Consider the following 26943-nt stretch of genomic DNA (forward strand, 5'->3'; position numbering starts at 1 on the left):
ACAGGGAACAGGCAACAGTTTCAACCCCCTGTTGAGGGCATTAGAGTGGAAAGTTTTGGTTAAAGTCTTGGCGAGTCATTGGTTGATCGACGATCAACCCTTCACCTCCTAAGACTTCTAGTGGTTTCCCTTCCACATCAATCCAAACCTGAGCATCCGGATCTAAGCTGGTGGCTGTGTAGATAATTTGTCCGAGGCGGCTTTGCATCGAAGCACTGCCCCCACCTGTGGTAAAGTCCTCAGATAGATCCAGATGCACTCCGTCAGATTTAACCGCAAGATTCCGTAACTGAGTTCCTTCCGGAATCGCTGATGCTACCGCTTGCTTTTCAGGTCCAGCCAATAATTGCTGGAATGCCATCTCTAACACTTCAGAGGGATTATCACCATTTTCGACAGTAACGGAACTGGGAACCAGTTCAATTTGATTATTAACAGCATCAACCCAATACACTTGCACCTTTTGTTCAGTCGCTGGCGGCGTGTCTTGGGGTGATTGGGAGAGGGTAGGCACTTCCGATTGGGGGGGTGAGGCGGTAATCGTATTCCAAGCCCACCAAGCGCCTCCACCAGCGGCGGCTAACATCGCCACGGAAACACCAGCGATCAAACTTGTGGGAATACGACGTGTATCTTGTGGATTTTGCATAGTTATTACCTGTCCAATCGTTCAATCTGTATAGGATTAAGAAAAAATGTGATAGTTTTTTAGTAGAAATGCTCCCTTGGCTGCTTGAAAAAAGGCAGGTTTAGTGCAGTTAGGGCTTATTTCCAAAATGTTATCGGTAAACTCGCCCTACAGCCCTTATGGGAAACCTCTGAGTAACGATCTAGTCCTCTTGGGCTACATCAGCTCGAACCAATGCAGCTACCTGTAGATCCTGATTATTTATCTCTAATTGTAAGAGTCTGACGGTAATCCCAGCATCTTCCAAGCTACGGAGATTGGCGCGATCGCTTATTCCCTTGGCGAAGCCTTCAACCAGGCGAGACGGTAACGCTTGACCGTCAACGGTTACTCTTGGTTCAATCAGTTGCAAGCGATGTCCGGCTTCAATCCCCAATCCAGATTCCACAACGATGGCTAAGGATTGACGATTCCCTTCCACTGCATCCACTTGGAAACGCAGGCGATTATTTCCCAGTAACTCTAATTGAGGATTGAGAAACTGGTAACGCTGTGCGGTATCTCTAGAGAGACGACTACCGAGTTGTTGTAATTTGGCGGTAACTCGGGGAGACTGAAGCATCTGGTTGAGATCCGATTCAGTTAAAACCAGACGCACCCCCGCTTGTAACGGTTGACGCAAGGAGGCTAAGGGCGACGTTTGACCCTCCTGTCTCAAACGGTTGATATCTAGATTAATCGGATCAGTTTCTACCTCGAGAACATCAATCCGAATCTCAGGTGTCAACCATAACCCTCGACCCGCAATCCGGACTTGTTCGAGTTTCCCTTGCAATGCTCGATAATTCGGCGTATTGTCAATCCGCACATCAAGCTGCTCAACTTTGTCCAATTGAGAACTCAGGACATTTTCCACCACGCGATCGAGGATTAAGCCTGGAGGGGAAACCAGCGTCAGTAATGCCGATAGGAGGATGCTCAAAATTTCCATATTTCCGTTGAGTTGTTTACATTACTTAACATTTAACCCTTAAATCTTTAAACTTTATTGCAGTTTTATTACAGAATCAGAGCAGATTGCCATAGGCATGATACCTTCAATGAGGTGTTGACCAAAAGCACAAGCCCTAGGAAAGGAGGACATTTTGGATTTGCGTTCTGCTCAAACCCCCAACGACTTTGTTCATGAAGATATTAGTGAGTACGTGGCTCAGCTTCAGCTACACATGGCGTTACAAGCCCGGAATTTAGTCCCGACTCTCACCAAGGCAGTAGATAGCCGAGAGCAGTTGTTACAGCAAACCCAAGCCACCTTGGAAAAGCTAGCATCTCGACAGGCGGTTTAGTTGAGTGTTGAGTGTTGAGTGGTGAGTGTTGACCCTTCACTTCGCTCGGTTGTTTGACCAATGACCAATGACAAATGACCAATGACAAATGACCAATGACAAATGACCAATAATTAACGACTCGCCAAAATTAAAGCATCGGCATAGTTTAAAGCCTCTTGCCACACAGCATAGCCGCGTCTGGCGAGATGAATCCCATCCGTGGTTAACTCCCGTTGCATTTGACCCTGATTATTCACAAACAAACGGTGCAGGTTAAGATAGCCTGCACCTTCTTGCTGGGCGATCGCGGCGATGTGTTGATTCAGGTTGCGGATGCGATCGCTGGAAATAGCGCTTAATCGTGTGGGTAAAATAGACTGAACAATAATTTGGGCTTGCGGGTGGTTTTGGCGTAAGCGCTGGATAATTTTACGAGTATTATCGAGAATCACGCGATCGCGAACCCCCTGACGCAAGTCATTCGTGCCAGCCATGACATAGATTGTATCGGGTCGGGTTTGGGAAAAAGCCGAGAGTCGTTCCAGAATTTGGCTAGAGTTTTCCCCAGAAATCCCCTGATTCAGCCAAAATTGACCGCTAGGTAGGTTGGCTGTAGGAAACCAAAGACTCAAGGAATCGCCCACTAAAATAGACAGACGATTATTCCCCTGTCCCCTCGTCATCGCTTTCGCTTCTTCGGCGAGTAACTGTTTCCATTGCGTATGAGTGGGTTTAGCCAGTGTCGCTTTACCCCAAACCGACTGGAAACTATTAGCCGGGAGGCGGGTATAGGTTTGACCTCTATTTAATGCGGCTAATCGTTGGTAATAGAGTTGGGTTCCCGATTTAGGTGAGATAACCGGGGATTGAGGTTTAGGGGAAATAGAGTTAGTAGTCAGCGTTTTAGCGCTGGTAGCACTAAAGTGCCCACTACTAACCGATGAGCTAAACTCAACACCAGGGATTTCCACGCCAGGGATAATCGGTTGAGTGACGACGGAGTGCGATTGATCAGCTTTAGCAGAAGCCAACAAAGCCGACAAATTCTCGAACAGGTTGGGAACCAGTGGCGGTGGTGGGGGTGCAGATACGGGACCTACGGTAAGCAGACTGGCTGCTAGTAAATATGGATCGCTCATGGTACATTCCATTACTCTCTCTTTTTCCTTTGACAGGAATTTGAAGCGAGTATCAGGAATGTAGGGCAGAAGGCAGGAGGCAGAAGGCAGGAGGCAGAAGGCAGGAGGCAGAAGGCAGGAGGCAGAAGGCAGAAGGCAGGAGGCAGGAGGCAGAAGGGTTCTTACTGTTCCCTGTTTCCCCATCTCAAAAAGCAGGGGAAGCAGGGGAAGCAATGTAGAGACGTGCCATGGCACGTCTGGAAGCAGGGGAAGGGAAAGTTATATCTTTGAATGCAACTTGGTATGATATCACTTTTGCATCTCTTGATCTCGCAAAAAAGCAATAATGACGGCTTTTCTAAGGGTTGCCTCGATGGAATTGATAAAGCCTATAGCAACGAATAGATTATTCATTGACAATTGTATAGTTTGTAAAGCGTTGTTGACTTCTGTTTGATTGTCCTCGATCCATTTTTCCAGAAATTTACGCTCGGTTAACGCTTTGTCAATATCATTCTGGGAAAAAATTTGCTGCAATTTAGATGATTTTCTCATGGAGTTGATTTTTTTGCCCAAATCCTCTCCAGATGAGTTCACTTGAGGACGGGTGAATAAGGCAGAAAGTCTTGGCATGATTGATGTGGAACGAACGGTTCACTTAATATATTGACACAGTTGAAAGGTATTTTGAATACAAATATATGCGAGAATAAGCGTAAAATATGCTACGTCAATTATCGTAAATATTGTCAGGCATTATTTTTTCAGAAAAGATATAAATTTCCCAAAAATATGACATGAAAATAAATAAATTTTGCTTCCTAAGCTTTTTTTTAAATTCATACTTTAGAATGAAAAACAAAAAGCAGTACTTCGCTAAGTAGGTCGGTGGAAATAAAGCGAGCTATGTTAAGTTCTGTGAATGTTCCTCAAACCCTTACTGTTCTCTGTTCCCTGATCCTTCCTAATCTCAACCGTTAACTTTAATTGTCCCAACCTACTTATAATGATAGATTGAATAAAAACCTGGAGTGAAATCTACACGATGGCAGCAATGAAATTCAACGTTCCGAGTATTGCTTGTGATGCTTGCGCCAAAACCATCAGCGAAGGGATTCGTACCCACGAACCTGAAGCGAAAGTCGATGTTGATGTGGCAAATAAGACGGTTAGTGTGGAAACTGAGGCATCTCAGGAGTCAATTAAACAAGTCATTACCTCTGTTGGGCATCAAGTGGAATAATATCCAATCTGGCATTATAGAACTCTGTTTTTTATAAATTGTAGAGACGTTGCAGGCAACGTCTCTACATTTGGGAATCTAGTTGAATTACCCAGAGATTCCTGATGCTGTTGGTATTGGGGACTCTGAAGGATATGCTGATTGGCGCGATCGCACTTCCAAATACACCAGCAAGGCATTAATATCGGCTGGATTCACCCCCCCAATGCGCGAGGCTTGACCAATCGTTAGGGGTTTTACCTGAGACAATTTCTCGCGAGATTCCTTGGATAGGGTTTCAATCGCATCATAATCCAGATCCATGGGCAATCGTCGCTGGCTTTGACGGGATACTTGATCAATCTGATTTTGCTGGCGTTGCAGATATCCCGCATATTTGATATCGATTTCCGCACCGTCTCGTTCAGCTTGGTTGAGACTGGAGTTCCCTAATCCGTAGTAATCCAGATTGGTATAGTGGAATTTGGGACGACGTAGCAATTCAGCTAGGGTAATCGAACCCTTAATCCGTTGCTGAGTATCCGACGCGATCGCAACGCCTAATTCCTCATGTTCCTTGATCCGTACTGTCTGGAGTCGTTCCTTCTCCGCCGCAATATTGGCTTGTTTTTCAGTATAAAGTTGCCAACGGCGGTCATCAATTAAGCCAATCTCTCGTCCCCAGGGAGTCAGACGGCGATCGGCATTATCAGAACGCAGGAGTAAGCGATACTCGGAACGACTGGTTAGCATCCGGTAGGGTTCTCGCAAATCTTTCGTACACAAATCATCAATTAATGTACCGATATAGCTTTCTTCACGGGGGAACACCAACATCTCTTGATGTCGCACATAGCGTACTGCATTAATTCCGGCGACAATCCCCTGGGCGGCGGCTTCTTCATATCCTGTTGTTCCATTAATTTGTCCAGCGCAGAATAACCCCTCGATTTTTTTGGTCATTAACGTCGGGAAACACTGGGTTGCAGGGAGATAATCATACTCCACCGCATAAGCTGGACGTAGCATGGTACAGTCTTCTAATCCAGGGAGCGATCGCAACATTTGCAACTGTAGCGTCTCTGGTAATCCTGTCGAGAATCCCTGGATATAGAGTTCGGGAATGTCTCGCCCTTCCGGTTCAATAAAGATCTGGTGGCTTTGCTTATCCGCAAACCGGACAATTTTGTCTTCAATACTGGGACAATAACGGGGTCCCTTTGCATCCACCCAACCTCCATAAACTGGAGACAGATGCAGATTGTCCCGAATCAACTGATGGGTTTGTGCCGTGGTACGGGTAATATAACAATTCATCTGTTCCCGTTCCACCCACACCTCTGGGTCAAAGCTGAACCAAGACACCACGTCATCCCCAGGTTGCGGTTCCATCTTACTGTAATCCACCGATCGCTTATCCACCCGCGCCGGAGTTCCCGTCTTCAGGCGTCCCGTTTCAAACCCCAGTCGGTTCAGGGTTTCCGTCAATCCCACCGCCGCAAATTCCCCAGCGCGTCCAGCGGGCATCGACTTATTCCCCACCCAGATACATCCACCCAGGAACGTTCCTGTGGTTAATACTACTGCAGGGGCGGCAAATGCTACACCAAAATAAGTCTGAACACCAATAACCTCATCGTTCGCACCCAGGACTAAATCCGTCGCCATTCCCTCGCGGATAACCAAATTCTCCTGGTTCTCGACAATCCGTTTCATCACCGCCGCATATTCCCGCTTATCGGTTTGCGCCCGTAACGCCCAAACCGCAGGTCCGCGCGACTGATTTAATACCCGCTTCTGGAGATAGGTTCGGTCTGCCATCTTACCAATTTCTCCCCCCAAGGCGTCTACCTCGTGGGCGAGTTGGGATTTAGCTGGGGCACCCACGGCGGGGTTACAAGGTTGCCAAGCAATTTTATCCAGGTTCAGGGTAAGTAGCATAGTGCGACATCCCAGACGGGCGGCGGCTAGTGCAGCTTCGCAGCCAGAATGTCCAGCACCGACAACGATGACATCAAAAGCGTCTTGGAAATCTACGGCGGAATGTGTGGTCATGGTTAGTGTTTGAGTGACAAGGACTCATGCTTCATTCTACCGAATTCCCATTCAGATACGGTGGTAGAGACGCGCCATGGCGCGTCTCTACTGTTTTACCGTTATCGTCATGCCATGTAGGGGCGCAAGGCTTGCGCCCTTAACTAAGGCTTGCGCCCTTAACTAAGGCTTGCGCCCTTAACTAAGGCTTGCGCCCTTAACTAAGGCTTGCGCCCTTAACTAAGGCTTGCGCCCTTAACTTGATTCTGCGAGAAGTCTCCCGCCATAATCTACGATTTGTCATTTGTAAGGGACTGTGGGCTTCTCCTCCAAGGCTTCCCGGATTGCGCGTTTTATAGTGAGGCGAACGCAAGATTCCTGTCGATTTTATGGGCGCACGCCATGCGCCCCTACAGTTTCTGGATGTAATTCTAATTCATATATGTATGTAGAGACGTTGCATGAAACGTCTCTACAATGATGCCGAAAGTCCGAATCGATGTAGCCTTGATCCCCAATCCGATGACAAAAATCCCTTTTTTTATGGCGATTAAAATAGTAATATTTAAACACGCTAAATCCAATGAAATCAGGGCAAACATGAGAACTTAGGAGTGACTAATATGAGCGAATATGATTCGCCATGGAAAGAAAGCATTTCACTATATTTTCGGGAGTTTTTGAGTTTTTTCTATCCACGCATAGAAGAGGACATCAATTGGGAACCAGGATTTGAATTTTTAGACACTGAGTTACAACAAATCAAGCGAGAGACTCAAACGGGTAGGAGAGATGCGGATAAGTTGGTGAAAGTCTGGCGTCGTAGCGGAGAGGAGCAATGGGTTCTTGTCCATGTAGAGGTGCAATCACAGCGTCAAAGCGAGTTTAGTGAGCGGATGTACCTGTACCACAGCCGGATTTTCGATAGGTATCGCCGCAGTGTGGTGAGCTTGGGAATACTTGGCGATGAACAACCGGGTTGGCGCCCCAGTCGCTATGAGCGTGAATTGTGGGGGTGTCGGGCAATACTGGAATTTCCGGTGGTGAAACTGCTAGATTACAGTATGGATGAGCTGGCTCAAAGTCAAAACCCATTGGCGGCGATAGTACAGGCGCACCTTTCTGCCCAAGTTGCCGGGAAAGATGTTGGGGTTGGATATGAAAGCAAGCTGTCTCTGATTAAGAGTTTATATGAGCGGGGGTATGAGCGAGAGGATATCGTTCAATTATTTCGATTAATCGATTGGTTTATCGCCCTACCGAAGAGAGAAGAGGATCGATTGTGGCAAGAGATACAAACGTTAGAAGAGGAGAGAAAAATGCCTTACATTACCAGCGTTGAACGAATCGGAATCAGGAAAGGACAACAAGGAGCAATTCTTCGTATTCTTGAAGTTCGGTTTGAAAATATTCCGCAGAAATTGAGAGAAGCAATTGGAAAGATAGACAATATTGAGGTACTAGAAACTCTTCTGGTTCAGGCGGTAACAACTCAATCCTTAGAAGCATTTGGAACTGTGGCGAATCAATTGATTACAGAGGCGGGATTGGAATTGGAGGACACAGAATCGAGTGCGGGGGAAGAGGCGAATGAGACGTAAACAAAGAGTTAGGTTTTATTGAGCAAGAATTTGTGCGATCGCTGGTATGGGCGAGAGGATATCGTTCAATTATTTCGATTGTTCGATTTGTTTATTGCCCTACCTAAAACAGAAGAAGATCGATTGTGGCAAGAGATAAAAACGTTAGAAGAGGAGAAAAAATGCCTTATATTACCAGCGTTGAACGAATCGGAATAAGGAAGGGTTTACAACAAGGAAGACAAGCCTCTATTATTCGTATTCTTGAACTTCGTTTTGAGAATATTCCGCAGGAATTTAGGAAATTAATTTGGAAAACAGAGAATCTTGATATACTAGATACTTTTCTGGTTCAGGCAGTGAAAACTCAATCCTTAGAGGCATTTGAATCTGTGGCGAATCAATATGTTACGGAAGAGGGATCGGGATTGGAGAACACAGAGCCGAGTTCGGGTGAAGGGGCAAAAGGAAAATAAATTACACCCTCTCTAATTGTAGAAAATGTACGTGACCCAAACAATCACCTGCAACAATAGTAACTCCATCTTCAGCTACAGCACAGGCTGAAAAAATTCTATCCCCTTTAAAATAGCAAACCATTTGTCCGCTGGTTAAATCCCAAACTTTTAGAGTCTTGTCGCGAGAAACCGAAATAGCTAGCTTGTTATCTGTTGTTACTGCTACGGCAAGAACAGAGTCAGTATGTCCTTTTAATGTTTGTAGTTCTTTGCCATTAACTAAATCCCAAACTTTTAATGTGTGATCGACAGAAGCAGAAACTACTTTTTTCTCATCTACCGTTACTGCTACTGCCATAACTGCTTCTGAGTGACCTTTTAGGGTACATACTTCCCTTATGTTCCAGAAATCTAAGACTTTCAATGTTTTATCAGCAGAAGCAGAAATTGCCCATCGTTTATCTGCTGTAACCGCTACTCCATAAACCCAGTTCGTATGACTTAACGGTAGTGGTAGAAGTATTAAGCCGCTATCTAAATTCCAGACTCTTAAGGTGCAGTCGTCAGAAACTGAAACTGCCCATTTACTATCTGCTGTAACAGCCACTCCATTAACCCGGTCAAAATGACCTCTCAGAGTTCTAACTTCTTGACCCGTGGTTAAATCCCAAACTTTCACAGTAAAGTCTCTAGAGCTAGAAATTGCGAACTTTCCATTTGCTGTAACTGATACTGATTGCACTGCATCCCTATGACACCCTAAGATGTACAGTTGACTGCTACAAACTACATCCCATACCTTCAAAGTACAATCATTAGAAGCAGAAACAGCTTTCTTCCCATCTGCTGTAATAGCTATTGACCTTACCCAATCAGTATGAGCGGCTAACGTAGACAGTTTTTCATCAATATGTAAATCCCACACTTTCAATGTTTTATCAGCAGAAGCAGAAACCAGCCATCGCGTATCTTCTGTAATTGCCACTGATGTAACCGACCAACTATGACCAGTCAAGGTACGTATTTCATGGCCACTCGCTAAATCCCAAACTTTAATTGTACTGTCAGTAGAACCAGAAACAACCAATTTTTCATCTGCTGTCACTGCCACTGCGCGTACTTCACGTTTATGCCCTACCAAAGTATGCAATGTACGACCACTCGCTAAATCCCAGACCTTTAATGTATGATCATCAGATGCGGAAACTATCCATTGCTTATGTGGTGCAATTGCTACCGCCCAGACTTCGCGACTGTGACCTCTAAAGGTGTTTAGTTCATCACCACTAGCTAGATCCCAGACCTTAATTGTGCCGTCAGTAGAAGCAGAAATAGTCAGCTTTCCATCTGCTGTCACTGCTACCGCGCTGACCAAATCTGTATGTCCTACCAAGGTGCGTATCTCATGACCATTAGCTAAATCCCAAACTTTCAGAGTGCAATCACGGGAACCAGAAACTATCCACTGTCCCTCTGTCGTTACTGTAACCGCAACTGCCCTCACTATATCATCGTGTCCCCTTAGAGTTTTCAGGTTCTCACCGCTAGCTAAATCCCAAACTTTCAAAGTACAGTCGTCAGAGGCAGAAACAGCTATCTTTCCATCTGCTGTAATTGCCACTGCCCAAACCGATTCGGTATGACCTGTCAATGTGCTTAGTTCATCACCACTAGCTATATCCCAGACTTTCAATGTATGGTCATAGGAGGCAGAAACAACTAGATTTCTATCGGCTCCATCTGCTGTAACTGCTACTGCACTAATCCAGTCAGTATGTCCTTCTAATGTACGCTGCAAAGAATTGCTAGATGTTGTAAAGCTAGAACTCAAGGGGCGTAGCCAATGGGTAGACTTGCACTGCCTAGCATGTTCTAGCATTTCCTGTATTTCTGGAGCTTCACAGCTAGACAAGTGACCCCAGAGTTGTTCGATTAGTTGCGTCTTATCCTCAGCTAAAATATGTGCCGATAGCCGAAGCGCACCTTGAATTAATTTTATATTATCTACATTAAAATTCACTTTTTTATCAGTGGTTGTGTACTCAGGATTGAAATCAAAATCGTAATCTTCTATTAAGTGCTGTACTCCCAAGGCAGAAATCCAATTCCTGAATATTCTGTATATGCTTGGGCGCATGATGACATAAGTCATCAATCAGATAACTAAGGTAAAGTGGAAACCCATCAGTAATTTTATCGAGTTGGCTCACTAAGCTTGTATCGTCTGCAAATCCTGCTAATTCCCCATTTCCCGCTTCTCGTAACCATTGCGCGATCGCACTCTCAGACAAACGCTCAAGATGTAACGGTTGTTGTTCTCGACCCGCCTTAGTGTTAGTTGTGAAGCGAAACAATAGGTTAGTTTCGGGATTTGCCTGATAATGTTCAAGAAAACAGGCAATAGCGGTTACGGCTTCATCAGTTTTTAGGGTAATAGATTTATCTCTGTGTTTGACTTGTTCAAGTTGTCGCTGCCATTCCTCTGGAGTGGCTGTCAGCGAATGAGAAATAATATCTATATCTTCACCACATTCAAGTTCAAGAGTTTGCCCAGGTTGCAAGTTTAACCAACGCTGAATCGTCAGGTCAACTTGGTAGACGTACCCCCGAATAGTGTTCCAGGCATCTCTATCGCGAACTGTGGTGAAGTCAGGCATAGTTCAAATATACTTCTTTTTAAAGAAGCAGCAATAACTCTATAATACCAAAGCTCTCTTGACAAAACCATCCTGTCTGTCAATTTATGACGAAGAGCGGGTTTTGCCTTTGAGGTTATCGGTAGATACCCACCTTAAACGGCTAAACCCGCCCCTACAATTAACGTATTAATTCTTTGGGTTGTTTCATACAGGTTGGATTATGCCAGATGTTGAGATATATCCCATTTTTGAACTGTAGGGGCGCACCGACGTGCGCCCTGTGCCTGTACCACTTTATACCGCTAGTTGCTGTTTAAGTCACCGCAATCAGCATCAAATATGACCTCAAACTCAGCTCCAGGAATCCACTTACCCAGAAATCGCTGGTGATTTTCTGCTTCCGTGCGGCTGTAGAAACGAGCAACGGTATAATGTTGAGCATTTGGTAACAGCCTAACCAGCATCCAGGGATAATGGGTTTGATTCCAAAAGCCTAGATTCGGGATTAGGGATGACTCTGCTGTTCGACCGCCACCCCGATGCATTAGTATAGAATGAATTTGAGCTAAAAGTTGCTCTCGCGCTGGTGTTCCATCATCGGGTAGTAAACTCCACTCACAGACTGGTGCTGGTAACCACGTTAACCTGTAACACACAGAACTTTTGCTGATGTGCCAAGATAAGCGACGTGGGTATTTATAGCAGTTGAACCCATCTGCTCGTAGAGACACAACAACTCTATCGCCTTCTGCTTGGAGGCGAAGCCATTGAGAATGCTTCATTGCTATAATTTAAGTAATTATTGGTTGAGAAGGGCAATCGCTAAACTGATAAAATAGCGATTCGCCTTTTATTTGTGAAAGGTTTAAATCCTTACGAGCCAGTAATTTCCTGAGAATTTCCTAAGCGTTACCTCCTTACTCTATTCAGATGTTAGGGAGTAAATACTGAATTGTATGCCACTTAAGCGATTAGCTGAGAGTTACAACTCCCAGTATGCTTGCTGTGTGAGAAACTAGCCGTAGAGAAGCAGGGAAACTGGAAGTAAAGGGACTTCCAAAATGTTTCCCCATCATTTTTGTTCTCTGCGACCGGAACAAGTGTCCTATAACTAGAATGGTAGACGATAAAAACTCAAATAGCAACCCCGAATCGGCAACTCTCAAACTGTTACGCCAACGACTGAGTATGACTCAGGAAGAGTTAGCTCAGGAATTAGGAACAACCAGCAGAACAATCCGACGCCACGAGACGGGGGAAAGGCAAATTAGGTTTTCGCTTCCTCAAATCAAGCGACTGATTGAGCTAATGCAAAGAGCCGGAATGTCTGCTGATGATCTTCCTGATGACGTGAAGTGAACTACTCAGGCTTACTTCGTAGAAGCCTGAGCTTCTGATTTCACTGGGAATTGCGTCAGCTTAGACTTACGTCCAAGCTTCGGTCTCACATCCCCTCCTATGCGCTTCGCGCAGGCTACGCCAACAGCAGCAGTCCCAGTCCCTGAGACCGATAGTTGTTGCTGAGCCTGTCGAAGCATTCTGTAGCCTAGCTGGAATAAAATTTATTTACTACCTATTCTGCCAAAAGAAATGGAAAAACAACATTATGCTATCCACGATCAATAACTCAATGGGCAAAATTACAACCATCTTAACCCTTACCAACCGCATAGACCAAGGTTTAGCGGCACGAGGTTCTATTTCTACTGACCAAGTTCGCTCCGTCACACTAGATAATGTGTTAGTGGACACAGGTGCAACAACACTTTGCTTGCCCACAGAGATAATCACGCAATTGGGTTTAGATCTCCTCAAAGAAGTCGATGTCGAAACGGCTAACGGAATCGGCAAAGCCCGAATCTTTCAGGATGCTAAAATTTCCCTCCTTGGACGGGAAGGTACGTTTGAATGTTTAGAACTTCCAGGTGGCAGAAATCCTTTACTCGGAGTTATCCCACTGGAAGCTTTAGGGATTGAATTAGATCTAAAAAATCAACGCCTGAAGCTATTGCCTATCAGTCCAACTGAAACCTATTTAACGATTCTTTAAATAAACCGTAAAAATCCACGACGATAATAGTCGTGGATTTTGCAACTGAGGCTCTCTTCTAGTCCTGCCGAAGCAAGGCTTTTAGTTATCCCAAATCCCAAGGGTTAGGAGGACTTAAAAAACGTTATTCGCTGGCGCTACCCGTAATAATTTTGGGATACAATCATCTTGGGTTAACGACAGGTGGATGAGGCGTAAATGTTAGCTTACAGCTAGTGCTGTCAGAAGTAATACATTGACGAATAGAATAGCGCACGCCCCTTGAAAAGCATAGCGACGCTGTTGTTCACTATTGGGATATTCAGCATAATATACAGGGGTTTCGATTGCGTAGTTGTTCAGTTGTCCGTCTTGGTTGATTGTGGTGTACATCTGAATCTTTCTCCTGTGTGTTTGTTCTCTCTGTTGTTTATAACTTTAACGAAGGTCTTTACAGAAAGGCAATAGATATGCTATCGGATCTTGTTCTGCTTTTTATAAGGTGAGCTTATCAAAAACAAGCCGTATGATATACCTAGGCAATAATACCGACTTAACTCTATCACAGACAGTTTTCCCCTAGACCAGCGCGGCGGAAGTAACTCTCCAGTTAAAAAAGGTGCAAAGCACTACCTGTAGGGGCACGGCCAGGCCGTACCCCTACTGTATGTGGCGTTTGTGCGTAAATCCTGATTGTATAAGCCTTCTCCCCTTCTGCCTCCTGCCTTCTTGCACTAGAACTTCTCCATGCCATTCATCAAAAGACTGGACTTTGCGTCTGTTAAGATAGATCAGCCACAGTTAGATTCACCGTTCTACTGTAAAGATGGACAACACACTGAACAGGCTTCGCTGCGTGAAACGAAATATGGGTTACCGTGTCGAAGATGCCATAAGACACTTATCCAACAACGTGAGTCCGTCAGAAATAGTTAATCAAAAGGAAATTAGAGTAGTTGGATTAAAACGGAGTGGAAATCATGCCATTATCAACTGGATCAGAAAACAACACCACGGTGAAGTATGGCATTTGAATAAGATTCCAGTAAAACGGAATCCATACCGTTTCTTGTATGAACATTATCCCAAAGAAAAATTAAAGCAGGAAGCCAAAGGTAATTTTACCCAAAAAGACTGTTTAATCTATAGCTATGAAGATCATGCGCTTGAGCAAATCACTGACAAGGAGTTTGACCAAAAAAGTGAACTGTACTTGGGCGAAAGTGCAATCAAATACGATGTAATTATCTTAAGAGATCCCTTCAACATGCTGGCAAGCCGACTAAAAAAGGGATATATGAAGGTAAAATGTCCTGATAGAACATTAGTTGAACTGTGGATATCATACGCTCAAGAATTCTTGGGAGAAACGCAGTTGTTTAAAAATAATAAAATCGTGGTTAATTATAACCAATGGTTTATCGATGTGGACTATCGCCAGCAATTAGCCAAGCAACTTAATATCAAGTTTTCTGATACAGGTTTTAATGATGTAAAAGGTCAAGGTGGTGGGAGTTCTTTCGATGGACTTATATTTCGGGGAAAAGCGGCTGAAATGGATGTTCTCAACCGATGGAAAGCCTTTGCTGATCAGCCACAATACCAAAAACTCATCGATAATGCAGAACTTCGAGACTATTCCGAACGAATTTTTGGTCATATTCCAGGAACGGAACGCTATTTCTAATAGATTTCCTTATTGGAGCATCTTACCGGACAGGTGTTCTAGAGTTACCTGCGCCGAAAATTCATGCCAACCATTATCCGCCAAGGGTTTAAGCGGCTTTTTATCTAGTCAGGGAGTAAAGATTAACTCAAACTTTACGAATACCTTGCCAAAAGTTAACCCTTTCACCCCGATAAAGGGAGTAAGATTGATGCAGATTTCTTAGGGGTGGATTATGAATAGATTTCCTGGCTACTCGCATCAATTACAACGGCACATTCGCAATCATACCCTTCATTGGGTTTCGCCAAAATCCGGTCAAACGCACAACAGCAAAAATCAACTCCCAGACTTAAACGTTTCCCCAGAAATCCCAAAATCGCTTGAGTAGGGGAGATAAGAGAAATAGGGTCGGCTGAATAAGTGCTGTGGTAAGGGGGAGCGGGGGAAGCTGGGGGAGCTGGGGGAGCTGGGGGAGCAAGGGTACATTTTCCTGATACATTCCTAGAAACCGGGTTTCTCGTTAGGATGACAACGCCATATCAACCTTTGAGCCAAAGGAACCCGGTTTGTTGACCGATGTCCTAGATACGAAATTCCCTAAACCCGCCCCGACAAACCCGGTTTCACTCTTCAGCGCGTTGGCTCAAAACATCTGTAACTATTCACCCCAATGTCTGGTTAATTCCCGAATATAAGGAAGAATAATCTTCATCCGCTAACCCAGCGTCTTTCGCCTTCTCAACCACCTGGCGTACACCTGCTAAACTACTCGCCTCTAACCCTTCTGCTTTTGCCTCACTAAGGAATAAATTAATATCTTTAAGTAAATGTTTTAGGGGAAAGTTGGGATCAGCAAAATTACTGTCTTGCATCCGATTTAACTTCTTATCAAATGTCGGTGCATACAGCGCACTGTCTCGCAGTAGTTCCATAAACTTTTCTACATCCACCCCCTGACGCTGCACAAATCCAAAACTGAGGGCAAATCCGGCGGTTAAGGCGGCAATTAATTGATTTAATGCTAACTTTGTGGCGGCGGCGGTTCCCACGGGACCCATTAATAGGGGTTCTCCAAAATTTTTGAGTAACTCTTGCCATTTTTGAAACTGATCTTTAGACGCCCCTACCATGACTTGCAGCTTGCCATCTTTGACTTGCGGAATACTCCCTAATACAGGCGCTTCTAAATACTCACCCCCGACGGCTACGATTTGATTTTGAATATCTTGACTTTCTCTGGGGGAAATGGTACCCATCTGAATCACAGTGCGTCCTTTTAATGCATCCTGGCAACTATCAGATAGTGCCACCTGTCGAATCGCATCAGCATCTGCCAACATTAAAATAACGCAATCGGCAGCCGCGATCGCATCTGCCGCCGCATCAGTCGTTTGGGCACCTGAATCCTTTAGAGGGTCTAGCTTAGACGAGGTGCGATTGTACGCCACGACTGGTATTTCCGCATCCAGTAACCGTTGCGCCATGGGTTGTCCCATTAACCCTGTACCGAGAAATCCTACCTTAACCATGTATTTGTCTTTAGGTTGACGACATCAAAACACTCCCTTGCAATCTTGCACCCACTGCTTGACTCTGACACCTATCTGTTGAGGGATTTCTTTATTTCTGAACATAAGACAGATCGAAGGGTAGGAGGGTAGGAGGCAGAAGGTAAAATTATATCGTAAGGTAGGTTGTAGGGGCGGGTTTAGACATTTAATTGACGGGTATACCGATAACTTATCAACAAAACCCGCCCTCTTGTGGTTTAGATTTAAGACATAAAACATTTACCCTTTCCACCAACGCTCCTCTTGCACAAGTGTATGCATTTGCCAATTCGGATCAGGTTGAGGATAATCTAAGCGGTAATGTCCGCCACGACTTTCGGTGCGAAACAGAGCGCTTTTCAAAATTAAGTAAGCTATATCTAATAAATTAGAGGTTTCTCCCCACGTTCGCACCAGATAATCGGCATTCGGGGCATCAAGTTGAACCGTATTCTGTGGTGTAACCTGCCGTAACTGTTGGCTTAAGGGCAATGCAGCCAATTCAGACTGCCAACCTTCCACCTGCGCGATCGCACGCTCTAGCTGCTGGGCGGATCGACAAATTCCCGCACTTTGCCACACTAATCGTTTTAACGTCTTCTGTATGGCAAGCATTTTATCCGTTTTCGTCGCTTCATCGGATAAGGTTAACAGGGACATAGACACCGAGTCCTGAGTCAAGACAGATTGATTTGGTGTTAATTGCCTCAACTGAGCGCCAAATACAATACATTCCAATAGTGAATTACTGGCTAGACGGTTGGCACCGTGAACACCCGTACTTGCCGTTTCACCCACAGCATACAAATGAGGAATAGAAGTACAGGTCATTAAATCCGTGACAATTCCCCCCATCCAATAATGAGCAGCAGGGGCGACGGGAATCATCTCCCGAAATACGTCAACGCCCCATTGCTGACAAACTTGGATAATATTCGGAAATCGGTGGCGAATCCGATCCTCAGGAATGGGGCGCAAATCTAAATAGACATGACTGGTAGCCGGATCAGCCGTCGTTTTCTGTAAATGACTAAAAATCGCCCGACTCACCACATCTCTGGGCGCAAGTTCGCCATCAGGATGATATTCAAACGCAAAACGGTGTCCCTGATCATCCACCAGATGCGCCCCTTCTCCCCGCACCGCTTCGCTGATCAGAAAATGAGGCGCCCCCGGTTTGGTTAAAGCCGTGGGATGAAATTGGACAAATTCCAAGTCTCTGAGAATCGCCCCCGCCCGCCATGCGATCGCCACCCCATCTCCGGTACTGACATCGGGATTCGTCGTCTGGGCAAAAACTTGACCGCCGCCTCCCGTAGCCAGGACAACCGCCCCCGCCCGTATCCAACTAATTTGACCATGGTACATGAGTTGGACACCCTGACAATAACCCGTTTCAGGATTCAGCCATACCGACAAGGCAAATGCCTGCTGAAGCACCGTAATATTCGCCCGACGCAATACTAGGGCGGTGAGCGTACTAACCACAGCCCGTCCTGTAGTATCCGCCGCATGGAGAACCCGGGGACGGGAATGAGCCGCCTCTAAGGTTAACGCTAACTGCTCCCCCCGTCGATCAAACGTCACCCCCATCTCCACTAACGAGCGAATGCGATCGGGCGCTTGTTGAGCCAGGAACTCCACAGCACTGGTATCACAAAGCCCCGCCCCAGCCCGAAGTGTATCCTCAACATGCAACGTCGGCGAATCTCCTGGGGCAATAGCTGCTGCAATACCGCCCTGCGCCCAGTCACTAGCACCGATGGATAGAGTATCTTTGGTGATCAGTGCAACATTTAAGCGATCGGGTAGACAAAGGGCGGCATAAAGTCCAGCTGCACCAGCGCCTACGACGATAACATCAAATTGGGTTGGCTGATGAAATTGTGATTGTGAATTGTCAGGAACAGAAATCATTCTCGGAATTAATTACTAGGGAACAGGGAACAGGGAACGGGGAACAGGTGATCCCCAATCCGCTTTTGACACCCCATTTATAGCTTGGGTACTTTTTCCTTGCAGTTTTCTGTCTTCTACCATCTACCTTGCTTGTGTAAAAAATAACCCACCCCCCAACAGGAGTGGGTTGAACTAGGAATTTCCGGAATTATGCGAGTTTAGTAGACGCCGGGATTAAAGCGGTCATCACCTTCTGTGTAAACTGCCGCCGGATCGGTCACCGTAAAATTGTCCAGGTTATCTTTCAGGATCTGTTTTTGCCGATCAGTCAATCCGGGAATTTCCAGCACTTCCTCTACATCGTCGTAGGGAGCATTCTGGATGATCAATGAGGCTAACGTCGGGAACATCCCCCGATACTTGCGAAACGCTCGGATATGAGTATTGTTCAAATCAAGCTTTTGACCAAACTCCGTTTCCAGCTTGGCATCGGCTGGATTGCGTAGCTCCTCATCAGCAAGTAACATCGGCGTCCCACTCTGGATCGCGTTACTCAAAGACACGCCCGGAGTCCAGGACATTGGTGCTGCGATCGCGCTTTGGGAGAAACCCAACCATCCCCAGCAGCTCACTAACAGTCCCCATACCATTAACACACGAACCAATCGTTTCATTAACTCTCCTCCTTACTCAGACACATTGAAGACCAAGACAGAACTGCCCCTCTTCGATTACCTTAACTTTTGTTTTCTATCCTCTCATCTTATCTATCCCTACCTCAAGAGTTTAGGCGCTTATCCCCCCAGAATTATGAAAAATGCTAAATAGTTCTAAAAGTCTACCGGAAAACCGGGGTTTTGTGGGAAGATTAAAAATTGTCTCTGTTGACGAAAGAATCAGGAAATTAGCTATGGCTCTGCGATTAGGCGATACTGTCCCCAACTTCACGCAATCCTCTAGTGAAGGCGAGATCAACTTCTATGACTGGGCAGGGGATAGCTGGGTCGTGTTATTCTCTCACCCGGCTGACTATACACCCGTTTGCACCACAGAGTTAGGCGAGGTTGCCAAGCTCAAACCCGAATTCGACAAGCGCAATGCTAAAGTCATCGCCCTGAGTGTGGACGATGCGGAGTCTCATCAGGGTTGGATTCAAGACATCAACGAAACCCAGAATACGACCGTCAACTACCCAGTTTTGGCAGATGCGGATAAAAAGGTGTCTGATCTGTACGACATGATTCATCCCAACGCTAATGCTAGTGTGACGGTACGCACAGTCTTCGTCATTGATCCCCAGAAAAAACTGCGCCTGACCATCACCTATCCTCCCAGCACCGGTCGCAACTTTGATGAAATCTTGCGGGTGATTGACTCCCTACAGCTTACGGATCACCATCAGGTCGCCACTCCCGTGAATTGGAAAGAAGGAGATGACTGTGTAATTGTCCCCTCTCTGAAAGACCCAGACGTCTTAAAAGAAAAATTCCCCAAAGGTTACACCGAAGTCAAGCCTTACCTGCGGATGACCCCGCAACCCAACAAGTAGAGACGTAAGGTGGGGAACGTCTGGGAGATGGGCTGTGTAGAGACGTAGCATGCTACGTCTCTACATTGGCGGGTTTAGTTACATCTGGGTAAGGTAAGAAACGATAACGGTGAAACCCGCCCCTACATAAAACTTTACATTCCCCCGTGTTTCCAACCGGGAGAGGATGTAAACCTAAAAATTAGAGCAGAATACTCCTAGAGCAAATGGATATTAAAGACGGCTTTGTCGGCACAGTAGGGAATACCCCTCTAATTCGGTTAAATAGCTTCAGCGAAGAAACAGGCTGTGAAATCCTGGGAAAAGCTGAGTTTCTTAATCCTGGCGGTTCTGTCAAAGACCGCGCCGCCCTCTATATTATTCAAGATGCTGAAGATAAAGGGTTACTCAAGCCCGGTGGTACAGTTGTTGAGGGAACGGCGGGTAATACGGGTATTGGTTTAGCGCATATTTGTAATGCTAAGGGATATAAGTGCCTAATTATCATTCCCGAAACTCAATCCCAAGAGAAAATGGATGCATTAAGGACGCTAGGTGCCCAAGTGCGTCCGGTTCCGGCTGTGCCGTATAAAAACCCCAATAATTACGTTAAGCTATCGGGACGAACTGCCGAAGAGATGGAGAATGCGATTTGGGCAAATCAGTTTGATAATTTAGCCAATCGGCACGCCCATTATGAAACCACGGGACCCGAAATTTGGCAACAAACCGACGGTAAAGTGGACGCTTGGGTGGCGGCTACCGGGACAGGGGGAACATTCGCTGGGGTGTCTATGTTTCTGAAAGAAAAGAATCCCCAGGTTAAATCGATTGTGGCTGACCCCATGGGGAGTGGGTTGTACAGTTACGTGAAGACGGGCGAAATTAACACAGAGGGCAATTCGATTACTGAAGGAATTGGTAACAGCCGAATTACCGCCAATATGCAAGGGGTTCCCATTGATGATGCGATTCAAATTGATGATAAAGAAGCCGTGCGGGTAATTTACCAACTGCTGGAAAAAGATGGTTTATTCATGGGCGGTTCTGTGGGAATTAATGTTGGTGCAGCCGTCGCCTTAGCCAAAGAAATGGGACCCGGACACACGATTGTGACGGTGCTTTGTGATAGCGGTTCGCGTTATCAATCGCGGCTTTATAATCGGGAGTGGTTGGCGCAAAAGGGGCTGTTACCGGAACGTTAGCAGTTAGCGGTATCATCATCACATCTGTAGAGACGTTGCATGCAACGTCTCTAAAATGGCTGTTCCCTCCCCTCACCACCTTTGATCCTCAGTATTCCTCTTTCTCTAGACAGGAGTTGATCAGTAAGCAATCATTTTGTCTCTTGGGTGAAGCGTTGCACCGTCAATTGGATAGCTAAAGCCACCAAGCCAACAGCCACGAGACTAAAGACAGCCGTGGCGAGAGTACTGATTCCCACAACTAAGGTACGAACCGCGATCGCAATATTAATCGCCGTCACATTCCCAGAGGGTAGAGGCTTATTCGCTAAGGATTGGGCAATAGCGGTTGTCAGCCAGTATCCCGCGATCGCCAGAGAACCGGATATCAAGGCTGAAATCAAGCAGCGCAAGGGAGTCGGCGGCGTTTGTTCGGTAGTTGTGGGTTGATTATCGGGATTAGTGGTCATAAGTCGGATGTCCTTTTGTCATTGATCTTAGTGCGAATGTCACTGAATTAACACAGGTTCCTCGTTGCGCTGTCTTCGCCAGCCGACGCTTTAGCCATTACTTTCTGTGGCTAAATCAAACTCAACTTTGTCATAAATATCTGCCAGCGTTATTTGGAATGAGAAAGAGTTGAGAGAAACGATTTCATCAGCATCATCATACTCATAAAATATCCAGCGTTTTCGCTCAGTTTTGAAATAGTGTTCAATGTGCATCGTGTATTGGTCAATTAAGAGATATTCTTGAAAGCTGGGAATAGTTCGATAGGCGGCAAATTTTGCATCTTTGTCATAGCTTCGGGTGGATTCTGACAACACTTCAGCAATAATTAAGGGATTAGTAATCGTGTCTCGCCGTCCTTCTTGTAATTGCAATTCTCCCTGAACGACCATGACATCAGGATAAGTATAAATCCGTTTTCGAGGAATCCAGAGGCGTTGATCGGTGACAAATACTCGATAAGGTTGACGCTTGAGGGCAAAATTCAGCGCACCGCTTAGATTGAGAGCAATTTGATTATGATTAGGAGTTCCGCCAGTCATCAGGACAATTTCGCCATTAATGAATTCATGTCGGTTTTCTGAGTTAACTTCAAACTCTAGGTATTCTTCGGGTGTGTAAATCTTTTTATCTTCGGCTTGCATAACCATTTTAGTTAATCTCCCAAGCTTTGAGGTTTAATTATGCCTACTTTCTTACGTCCGTAGCCTGTGATCACCAAGCAATTAATCGGCAGCTTTAACTGGCTATAGAAAAAGCTGACTCAGCCGCTTTTGGTAACTGGATCGGCACAAAATAAATACTGGGATACAGATAATCTTCGCCTGATTCGTCAATCACTCGAATCATTTGATGTTGGGTCGCATTAGCATCAGGAATAACCTGATAAATTTTACGGACTTCTAGTGAAGCTGGGTAATCTTGATTGCTAATGCAAACAACAAATTGATTTTCTTTATTAGCAGACTGCATAACTACTCCGATAAGATGAATTTAATTATAATCTCAAATCGCATTACTGTAAGAGCGTAACTGATCTTTTATATAATCTGGCGGCACTGTCCAAATGACTTGATTGCGTTTTCTTAATCCTATCCCACAACAGCGATCGCCTACATCGACAGCACCGGAAAACTTAGGTTTACTGGGTCGCATGGCAACAACGGCTTGTCTGTTGGAGTCTTTCCGCAATGCACCGAGTCCATCAGAGGTACTCGACTGCCAAAGTAAGTTAAATTCTGTTCGTAGTGTTAGACGACACCGGAAACGTTCTAGCAATTTAGTCCCAGACGCCTTTGGCAATAAGATAATTGGTGTAGTCGTAAAAAAAACTCTGGCGATGAGATATGTTATCCGCCCCGTAGAGGTAACTGATGAACCTTTTTTGTGGGACATGCTATATCTGGCACTCTATGTTCCACCCGACGCTACACCTTTACCGCGAGAGGTGATTTATCAGCCGGAATTAGCTAAGTATGTTCAAGATTGGGGACAACAGGATGATATCGGGTTTATCGCTATGCTTAAGGACAGTCAACTACCTGTTGGTGCGGCGTGGTTACGACTATTTAAGAGTAGCAATAAAGGGTTTGGATATGTCAACGATGAAACACCAGAACTAACCATCGCTGTTTTGCCGGACTATCGCGGTCAAGGTATTGGCTCTCAACTCCTTACCCAGTTAGTTGAAACAGCGCAACCGTGCTACTCTGCCGTTTCTTTAAGTGTATCTCCAGATAATCCCGCCTTGCGATTGTATCGCCGCTTTGGGTTTGAAGTTGTTGGTCAAGGGGGAAATTCGTTGACTCTGACTAAAAATTTTATTTCCCCTAAAAATTCTATAAATTAAAATTAGACTATTTTCGTGAAATTAAGAATGGTTGTCTGCCCATTCTGTTCTTAAAATTCCATACCAATACTCCCTTGCCCATTCACCTTTAAACCAAACATTTTCAATGAACTGAGCCTCACAGCGCATACCGATTCACTTTTTCCACCGCGCTGTACTCCCTTGGCTGCGCTAGGCTGATTAAAGTTATTTCGATTCCCCGGTTGTGATCAGCAGACGACAAGGATCGATAATTGAGACCGATAGCCGGAGTGCGATCGCCTTCCCATCGAGGACATCTCTCAAACGTCAGTAACGAGGTTACCGTGCAGCTAAAACAAGTGATTATCGCCCACAAAGCCAGAGACTCCCAAGGTCAAGCTTGGGCGGAAAAATGCGCTCGGCAATTGGAACAACGGGGTTGTCATGTCCTGATTGGACCGAGTAGTGCTAAGGATAATCCCTATCCTGTGTTTTTGGCATCCGTGATGCACAACATTGATCTGGCGGTGGTGCTGGGAGGAGATGGCGCCGCCTTAGCCGCCGCACGACACCTCGCCCCCGCCGGTATCCCGATTTTGGCGATTAATATTGGTGGACATCTGGGATTTCTGACCGAACCCTTTGAAGCGTTCAAAGATACCGAACGGATATGGGATCGGATTAGGGAAGATCGCTATGCTGTGCAGCGACGCATGATGATCGAAGCCTTTTTGTTTGAAGGGGATTCCCGCCAGGATAGCTTTGCCACACGTACTAATCTCGAACCAATCAGCGATCGCTATTTGGCGCTGAATGAAATGTGCATCAAACCCGCCTCAGCCGATCGCATGATTACCTCGATTCTGGAAATGGAAATCGACGGGGAAGTGGTTGATCAGTATCAAGGGGATGGATTGATTGTCTCCACACCCACGGGTTCCACCTGCTATACCTTATCCGCCAACGGTCCAATTCTCCATGATGGCATGGAAGCGATCGGGGTGACACCGATTTGTCCCTTAAGTCTATCCAGTCGCCCCTTAGTCCTACCTGCGGGTTCTGTTGTCAGCATTTGGCCCCTCGGCGATTATGAACTCAACACCAAGCTGTGGATGGATGGGGTGATGGCAACCCCGATTTGGCCCGGACAACGGGTGGATGTGCGTAAGGCAGATTGCTATGCTAAGTTTATTGTTCTCCGCGAAAATAGTTCTTACTACAAAACCTTACGGGAAAAACTCCAGTGGGCGGGGGCGAGATTTCATTACAGTAATAATCACCGACATTGATTGATGGAGGGTTGGCTGAATAAGGAGTTTCAGTTGGATGTAGGGGCGGGTTTTACTACTATCGTTTCTGACCTAACCCAGATGTGACTAAACCCGCCCCGATCGAATTTTGAGACTAATACCAAATCCGCCTTTATTATCCCCTTTTGCAACGGCGATTGAAATCGCTGTTACACTTGCCAAAGTCCGCAAGGTAAGGACTAGGTTATAATGAAGGTAGCTAACCTGGATTTTATATAACGTTTGGGCAAGAATGTGTGTCTTCTAAGCAAGATCCCCGACTTCTTCAAGAAGTCGGGGATCTATCTGTGTATCTCACGAAAAGCGCTGTATGATTATTGAAACGCCCGACTATAAATTCTAGAATAAATCCCATTAAATTTTTCATTGGGAATCAGACCTAGGCGATCGGTTGCCAATTCGGGTTTGAGTCGTTTAACCTGATACATATCAATTTCGCCTTTATTTTTAGCCGCAATTTTACCCCGATAGTCACACTGGAAAAAATCCTTAACTTGATCAAACGCCGCTTGGGAAATATTAATCGTTCCCGGAATCGCAGATGATTCCATCCGGGATGCTGTATTCACCGTATCCCCCCATACATCATAAGTAAACTTCTTCCGCCCAATCACACCCGCGAGTAAGGAACCCGAATGAATACCAATCCGAATCTGCCAATAGGGTTCATTTTTCTGCCTCTTTTCAATTTGTCGCCAGTGAATAAAAGTCTGGATTTGTAAAGCGGCTAGAACCGTATCAATCGCATGAGTTGATTTGGCGATGGGAATACCAGAGACTGCCATATAACTATCACCAATTGTTTTTAATTTTTCCAGTTCATACACTTCACTGACTAAATCAAAAAATGAAAAACAATAATCTAATTCCTGAACTAGCGCTTCCGGTGAGAGTTGTTCAGCAATTTGAGTGAAGTCTTTAAAATCAGTAAATAAAACCGTGGCACAGTCATAATGAACAGGTTTTACTTTTCCCGTTTCCTTTAACTCATAGGCAATCGGTTCAGGGAGAATATTTAACAAGAGTTGATCAGACTTACGTCGTTCTCCTTCCAAACTTGAGTAAAGCAGATTCATTTCTGCCAATAGGGCGTTCATTTCCTGGAAACATCTGGCATTGCGAATCGCACTGGCTAATTGCACCGCTAGTAAATAACCAATGCGTAAATCTTCCTGGGAATAGCCAGAGGGGTGGCTGGTGGCAAAATTTAGCGAACCGATAACTTGATCATCTCTAGCTAGGGGCAGAATGATTTTAGAAGGATAGGCAGATAAAAAGGTATCGCTGGAATCCGGGGGATTAAGTTGAGATTGTCCAGTTTTGAGAGCGCGACTAATCGGATTATTCCCAGCAATGGGGCAATTCTGGCAGGAACTTGGCGAACCAAACAAGGTGACTAAGCGAAACGTACCATCATCGCTTTTGAGACAAACGCTGCAATGCTGAAAGTCTAATAACCATTTGGCTTGTTGACTGACAATTTGTAAAATTTCGTCTAAATTTAAGGAAGAGTTAATCGCATTGGAAATTTCATTAACGGCGGCAATCCGGGACGAAAGCCCCTGAATTTGAGTCAGTAATTGTCGGGTAGTTTGCAGGAGTTGTTCCCGATCCTGAGCTTCGATTTGATGATTACTACTAGAAAATAAAGAAAAACTCATCTGACTCATCCCTCATCTGATCATGGGGGAAGCCTCTACTTATCTACATGTCTTACTTCTCCATTATTATTCATGATCGAGAATTGGGGGAGTTGAAAACCATCTGTCGATCATTCTTGATGAAGCGTCCCCTATCCTAAGCCGAGTCTGGATGGAAGTCAGATGTTTATAGGGTGTCTATTTCTAGAGCGATCGCGTCAGTATATTGGTTGATAGCCGTAAATACGTTAGCCGTGGCAATGAGTTCAAAGATTTCGGATTCATCCAATCCTAACTCGTGCAGATGTTTATAATCAGCATCACTGAGTTGCTGGGGTTTCGTCGCTGCTAGCAAGCCAAAATGAATCACAGCTTTTTCACGTTCCGGTAAGGGACAGTTATCGAAGTCACTGACTAGCATTTGCAGTACCTGTTCGCTAATTCCCAATGCGGATAAGCTGTGCAGGTGAACCTTTAGCGCATAATCGCTACCATTCGCCTGGGAAATCGCCACACCAATCATTTCCTTAATCGTGCGAGGAATCGTTCCTTTTAAAATAGTGCCGCGAAATTGATGCCAGGTGGTGGCTAAAAATTCGGGGCGAATCGCCATGGATTTAAATAAATTGGGAACCATCCCCAATCCCAATTCGGTGCTAATTTCATCTTGACACTCCCCCGGTTGAAAACGCGGGGGATTCTTCGTTCATCCAAACACCTTAGAGTATTGACTTTCATCAATACTGCTATAGGGCGAGTTGTCCCGAAGCGTTTATCCAGTAGTCCTGGAATGTTCCTGTATGCCCT

The 26943-nt window shown here is 45.4% G+C and carries 28 protein-coding genes and 1 pseudogene; 11 read left to right on the forward strand and 18 right to left on the reverse strand.

The genetic code is table 11. From position 1 onward, the window contains the following. Positions 1–40 precede the first annotated feature (40 nt). Entirely contained in the window at positions 41–649 is a 609-nt protein-coding gene (locus tag RIE73_RS19520) for a GerMN domain-containing protein (RefSeq protein WP_446402761.1), read from the reverse strand. 181 nt (positions 650–830) lie between these two features. Further along, positions 831–1619 carry an LmeA family phospholipid-binding protein gene (locus RIE73_RS19525; protein WP_446402762.1) on the reverse strand — a complete coding sequence of 263 codons (789 nt, stop codon included), beginning with the start codon at positions 1617–1619 and terminating at the stop codon, positions 831–833. Between the two features lie 154 nt (positions 1620–1773). On the opposite strand from RIE73_RS19525, the gene RIE73_RS19530 reads away from it, so the two are divergent. Next, on the forward strand, positions 1774–1974 hold the full coding sequence (locus RIE73_RS19530; protein WP_006103978.1) for a hypothetical protein: 201 nt from the start codon (positions 1774–1776) through the stop codon (positions 1972–1974). A gap of 113 nt (positions 1975–2087) precedes the next feature. Here RIE73_RS19530 and RIE73_RS19535 read toward each other — a convergent pair whose 3' ends face one another. Both RIE73_RS19535 and RIE73_RS19540 read right to left on the reverse strand, forming a co-directional pair. After that, complete coding sequence (locus RIE73_RS19535; protein WP_446402763.1) at positions 2088–3095, reverse strand: GDSL-type esterase/lipase family protein; 1008 nt, start codon at positions 3093–3095, stop codon at positions 2088–2090. Between the two features lie 288 nt (positions 3096–3383). Beyond that, complete coding sequence (locus tag RIE73_RS19540) at positions 3384–3707, reverse strand: hypothetical protein (protein ID WP_446402764.1); 324 nt, start codon at positions 3705–3707, stop codon at positions 3384–3386. Between the two features lie 421 nt (positions 3708–4128). On the opposite strand from RIE73_RS19540, the gene RIE73_RS19545 reads away from it, so the two are divergent. Beyond that, on the forward strand, positions 4129–4317 hold the full coding sequence (locus RIE73_RS19545) for a heavy-metal-associated domain-containing protein (protein ID WP_006103988.1): 189 nt from the start codon (positions 4129–4131) through the stop codon (positions 4315–4317). 87 nt (positions 4318–4404) lie between these two features. Here RIE73_RS19545 and mnmG read toward each other — a convergent pair whose 3' ends face one another. Next, positions 4405–6351 (reverse strand): tRNA uridine-5-carboxymethylaminomethyl(34) synthesis enzyme MnmG, encoded by a 1947-nt coding sequence (gene mnmG, locus RIE73_RS19550; protein WP_446402765.1) that lies wholly within the window; start codon positions 6349–6351, stop codon positions 4405–4407. Between the two features lie 602 nt (positions 6352–6953). Between mnmG and RIE73_RS19555 the strand changes: the two genes are divergently transcribed. Continuing rightward, positions 6954–7931, forward strand: coding sequence for a transposase (locus tag RIE73_RS19555; protein WP_446402783.1), 978 nt, complete (start codon positions 6954–6956; stop codon positions 7929–7931). A gap of 125 nt (positions 7932–8056) precedes the next feature. Continuing rightward, positions 8057–8386, forward strand: a complete 330-nt coding sequence (locus RIE73_RS19560; protein WP_446402766.1) for a hypothetical protein — start codon at positions 8057–8059, stop codon at positions 8384–8386. A gap of 1 nt (position 8387) precedes the next feature. Here RIE73_RS19560 and RIE73_RS19565 read toward each other — a convergent pair whose 3' ends face one another. The 3 genes from RIE73_RS19565 to RIE73_RS19575 all read right to left on the reverse strand — a co-directional run bounded on the left by RIE73_RS19565 (position 8388) and on the right by RIE73_RS19575 (position 11789). Then, entirely contained in the window at positions 8388–10460 is a 2073-nt protein-coding gene (locus tag RIE73_RS19565; RefSeq protein WP_446402767.1) for a WD40 repeat domain-containing protein, read from the reverse strand. After that, positions 10423–11025 (reverse strand): hypothetical protein, encoded by a 603-nt coding sequence (locus RIE73_RS19570; protein WP_446402768.1) that lies wholly within the window; start codon positions 11023–11025, stop codon positions 10423–10425. The genes RIE73_RS19565 and RIE73_RS19570 overlap by 38 nt, the downstream gene beginning before the upstream one ends. Positions 11026–11309: 284 nt before the next feature. After that, entirely contained in the window at positions 11310–11789 is a 480-nt protein-coding gene (locus tag RIE73_RS19575) for a hypothetical protein (protein ID WP_446402769.1), read from the reverse strand. Between the two features lie 334 nt (positions 11790–12123). Here RIE73_RS19575 and RIE73_RS19580 point away from each other — a divergent pair, with 334 nt between their 5' ends. Continuing rightward, a complete protein-coding gene (locus tag RIE73_RS19580; protein WP_446402770.1) occupies positions 12124–12366 on the forward strand; it encodes a helix-turn-helix domain-containing protein in 243 nt (80 codons plus the stop codon). An 11-nt stretch (positions 12367–12377) separates the two neighbouring features. Here RIE73_RS19580 and RIE73_RS19585 read toward each other — a convergent pair. Beyond that, positions 12378–12527, reverse strand: a pseudogene (locus RIE73_RS19585) (RNA-guided endonuclease TnpB family protein); the annotation flags it as partial. Positions 12528–12613: 86 nt separating this feature from the next. On the opposite strand from RIE73_RS19585, the gene RIE73_RS19590 reads away from it, so the two are divergent. After that, positions 12614–13057 (forward strand): retroviral-like aspartic protease family protein, encoded by a 444-nt coding sequence (locus tag RIE73_RS19590; protein ID WP_446395702.1) that lies wholly within the window; start codon positions 12614–12616, stop codon positions 13055–13057. Between the two features lie 201 nt (positions 13058–13258). On the opposite strand, the gene psb34 is transcribed toward RIE73_RS19590, so the two are convergent. Continuing rightward, the gene (psb34, locus tag RIE73_RS19595; RefSeq protein ID WP_006103939.1) at positions 13259–13429 is read right to left on the reverse strand and encodes a photosystem II assembly protein Psb34; all 171 of its coding nucleotides are present in this window, start codon (positions 13427–13429) and stop codon (positions 13259–13261) included. A 475-nt stretch (positions 13430–13904) separates the two neighbouring features. On the opposite strand from psb34, the gene RIE73_RS19600 reads away from it, so the two are divergent. After that, a complete protein-coding gene (locus tag RIE73_RS19600) occupies positions 13905–14723 on the forward strand; it encodes a hypothetical protein (protein ID WP_446402771.1) in 819 nt (272 codons plus the stop codon). Positions 14724–15367: 644 nt separating this feature from the next. Here the strand turns inward: RIE73_RS19600 and RIE73_RS19605 are convergent. The 3 genes from RIE73_RS19605 to psbU all read right to left on the reverse strand — a co-directional run bounded on the left by RIE73_RS19605 (position 15368) and on the right by psbU (position 18828). Then, positions 15368–16234, reverse strand: coding sequence for an NAD(P)-dependent oxidoreductase (locus tag RIE73_RS19605; protein ID WP_446402772.1), 867 nt, complete (start codon positions 16232–16234; stop codon positions 15368–15370). 261 nt (positions 16235–16495) lie between these two features. Then, the gene (gene nadB, locus RIE73_RS19610; protein WP_446402773.1) at positions 16496–18172 is read right to left on the reverse strand and encodes an L-aspartate oxidase; all 1677 of its coding nucleotides are present in this window, start codon (positions 18170–18172) and stop codon (positions 16496–16498) included. A 200-nt stretch (positions 18173–18372) separates the two neighbouring features. Further along, positions 18373–18828, reverse strand: a complete 456-nt coding sequence (gene psbU, locus RIE73_RS19615) for a photosystem II complex extrinsic protein PsbU (protein WP_446402774.1) — start codon at positions 18826–18828, stop codon at positions 18373–18375. Positions 18829–19064: 236 nt separating this feature from the next. On the opposite strand from psbU, the gene RIE73_RS19620 reads away from it, so the two are divergent. Continuing rightward, entirely contained in the window at positions 19065–19703 is a 639-nt protein-coding gene (locus RIE73_RS19620) for a peroxiredoxin (protein WP_446386931.1), read from the forward strand. 206 nt (positions 19704–19909) lie between these two features. Next, the gene (locus RIE73_RS19625; RefSeq protein WP_446402775.1) at positions 19910–20887 is read left to right on the forward strand and encodes a cysteine synthase A; all 978 of its coding nucleotides are present in this window, start codon (positions 19910–19912) and stop codon (positions 20885–20887) included. A gap of 131 nt (positions 20888–21018) precedes the next feature. Here RIE73_RS19625 and RIE73_RS19630 read toward each other — a convergent pair whose 3' ends face one another. The 3 genes from RIE73_RS19630 to RIE73_RS19640 all read right to left on the reverse strand — a co-directional run bounded on the left by RIE73_RS19630 (position 21019) and on the right by RIE73_RS19640 (position 22348). Next, positions 21019–21336, reverse strand: coding sequence for a DUF3082 domain-containing protein (locus RIE73_RS19630; RefSeq protein WP_446402776.1), 318 nt, complete (start codon positions 21334–21336; stop codon positions 21019–21021). 90 nt (positions 21337–21426) lie between these two features. Beyond that, complete coding sequence (locus RIE73_RS19635; RefSeq protein ID WP_446402777.1) at positions 21427–22026, reverse strand: Uma2 family endonuclease; 600 nt, start codon at positions 22024–22026, stop codon at positions 21427–21429. An 88-nt stretch (positions 22027–22114) separates the two neighbouring features. Further along, a complete protein-coding gene (locus tag RIE73_RS19640) occupies positions 22115–22348 on the reverse strand; it encodes a hypothetical protein (protein WP_446402778.1) in 234 nt (77 codons plus the stop codon). 103 nt (positions 22349–22451) lie between these two features. Between RIE73_RS19640 and RIE73_RS19645 the strand changes: the two genes are divergently transcribed. Beyond that, the gene (locus tag RIE73_RS19645; protein WP_446402779.1) at positions 22452–23225 is read left to right on the forward strand and encodes an N-acetyltransferase family protein; all 774 of its coding nucleotides are present in this window, start codon (positions 22452–22454) and stop codon (positions 23223–23225) included. 305 nt (positions 23226–23530) lie between these two features. Next, positions 23531–24475 carry an NAD(+) kinase gene (locus RIE73_RS19650; RefSeq protein WP_446402784.1) on the forward strand — a complete coding sequence of 315 codons (945 nt, stop codon included), beginning with the start codon at positions 23531–23533 and terminating at the stop codon, positions 24473–24475. A gap of 335 nt (positions 24476–24810) precedes the next feature. On the opposite strand, the gene RIE73_RS19655 is transcribed toward RIE73_RS19650, so the two are convergent. Beyond that, a complete protein-coding gene (locus RIE73_RS19655; protein WP_446402780.1) occupies positions 24811–26157 on the reverse strand; it encodes an adenylate/guanylate cyclase domain-containing protein in 1347 nt (448 codons plus the stop codon). A 166-nt stretch (positions 26158–26323) separates the two neighbouring features. Next, positions 26324–26773: a carboxymuconolactone decarboxylase family protein gene (locus tag RIE73_RS19660; protein ID WP_446402781.1), complete on the reverse strand. Its 450-nt coding sequence runs from the start codon at positions 26771–26773 to the stop codon at positions 26324–26326. Positions 26774–26943 lie beyond the last annotated feature (170 nt).

Origin of the sequence: Coleofasciculus sp. C1-SOL-03 (assembly GCF_040220555.1) — a bacterium.
GTDB lineage: Bacteria > Cyanobacteriota > Cyanobacteriia > Cyanobacteriales > Coleofasciculaceae > Coleofasciculus.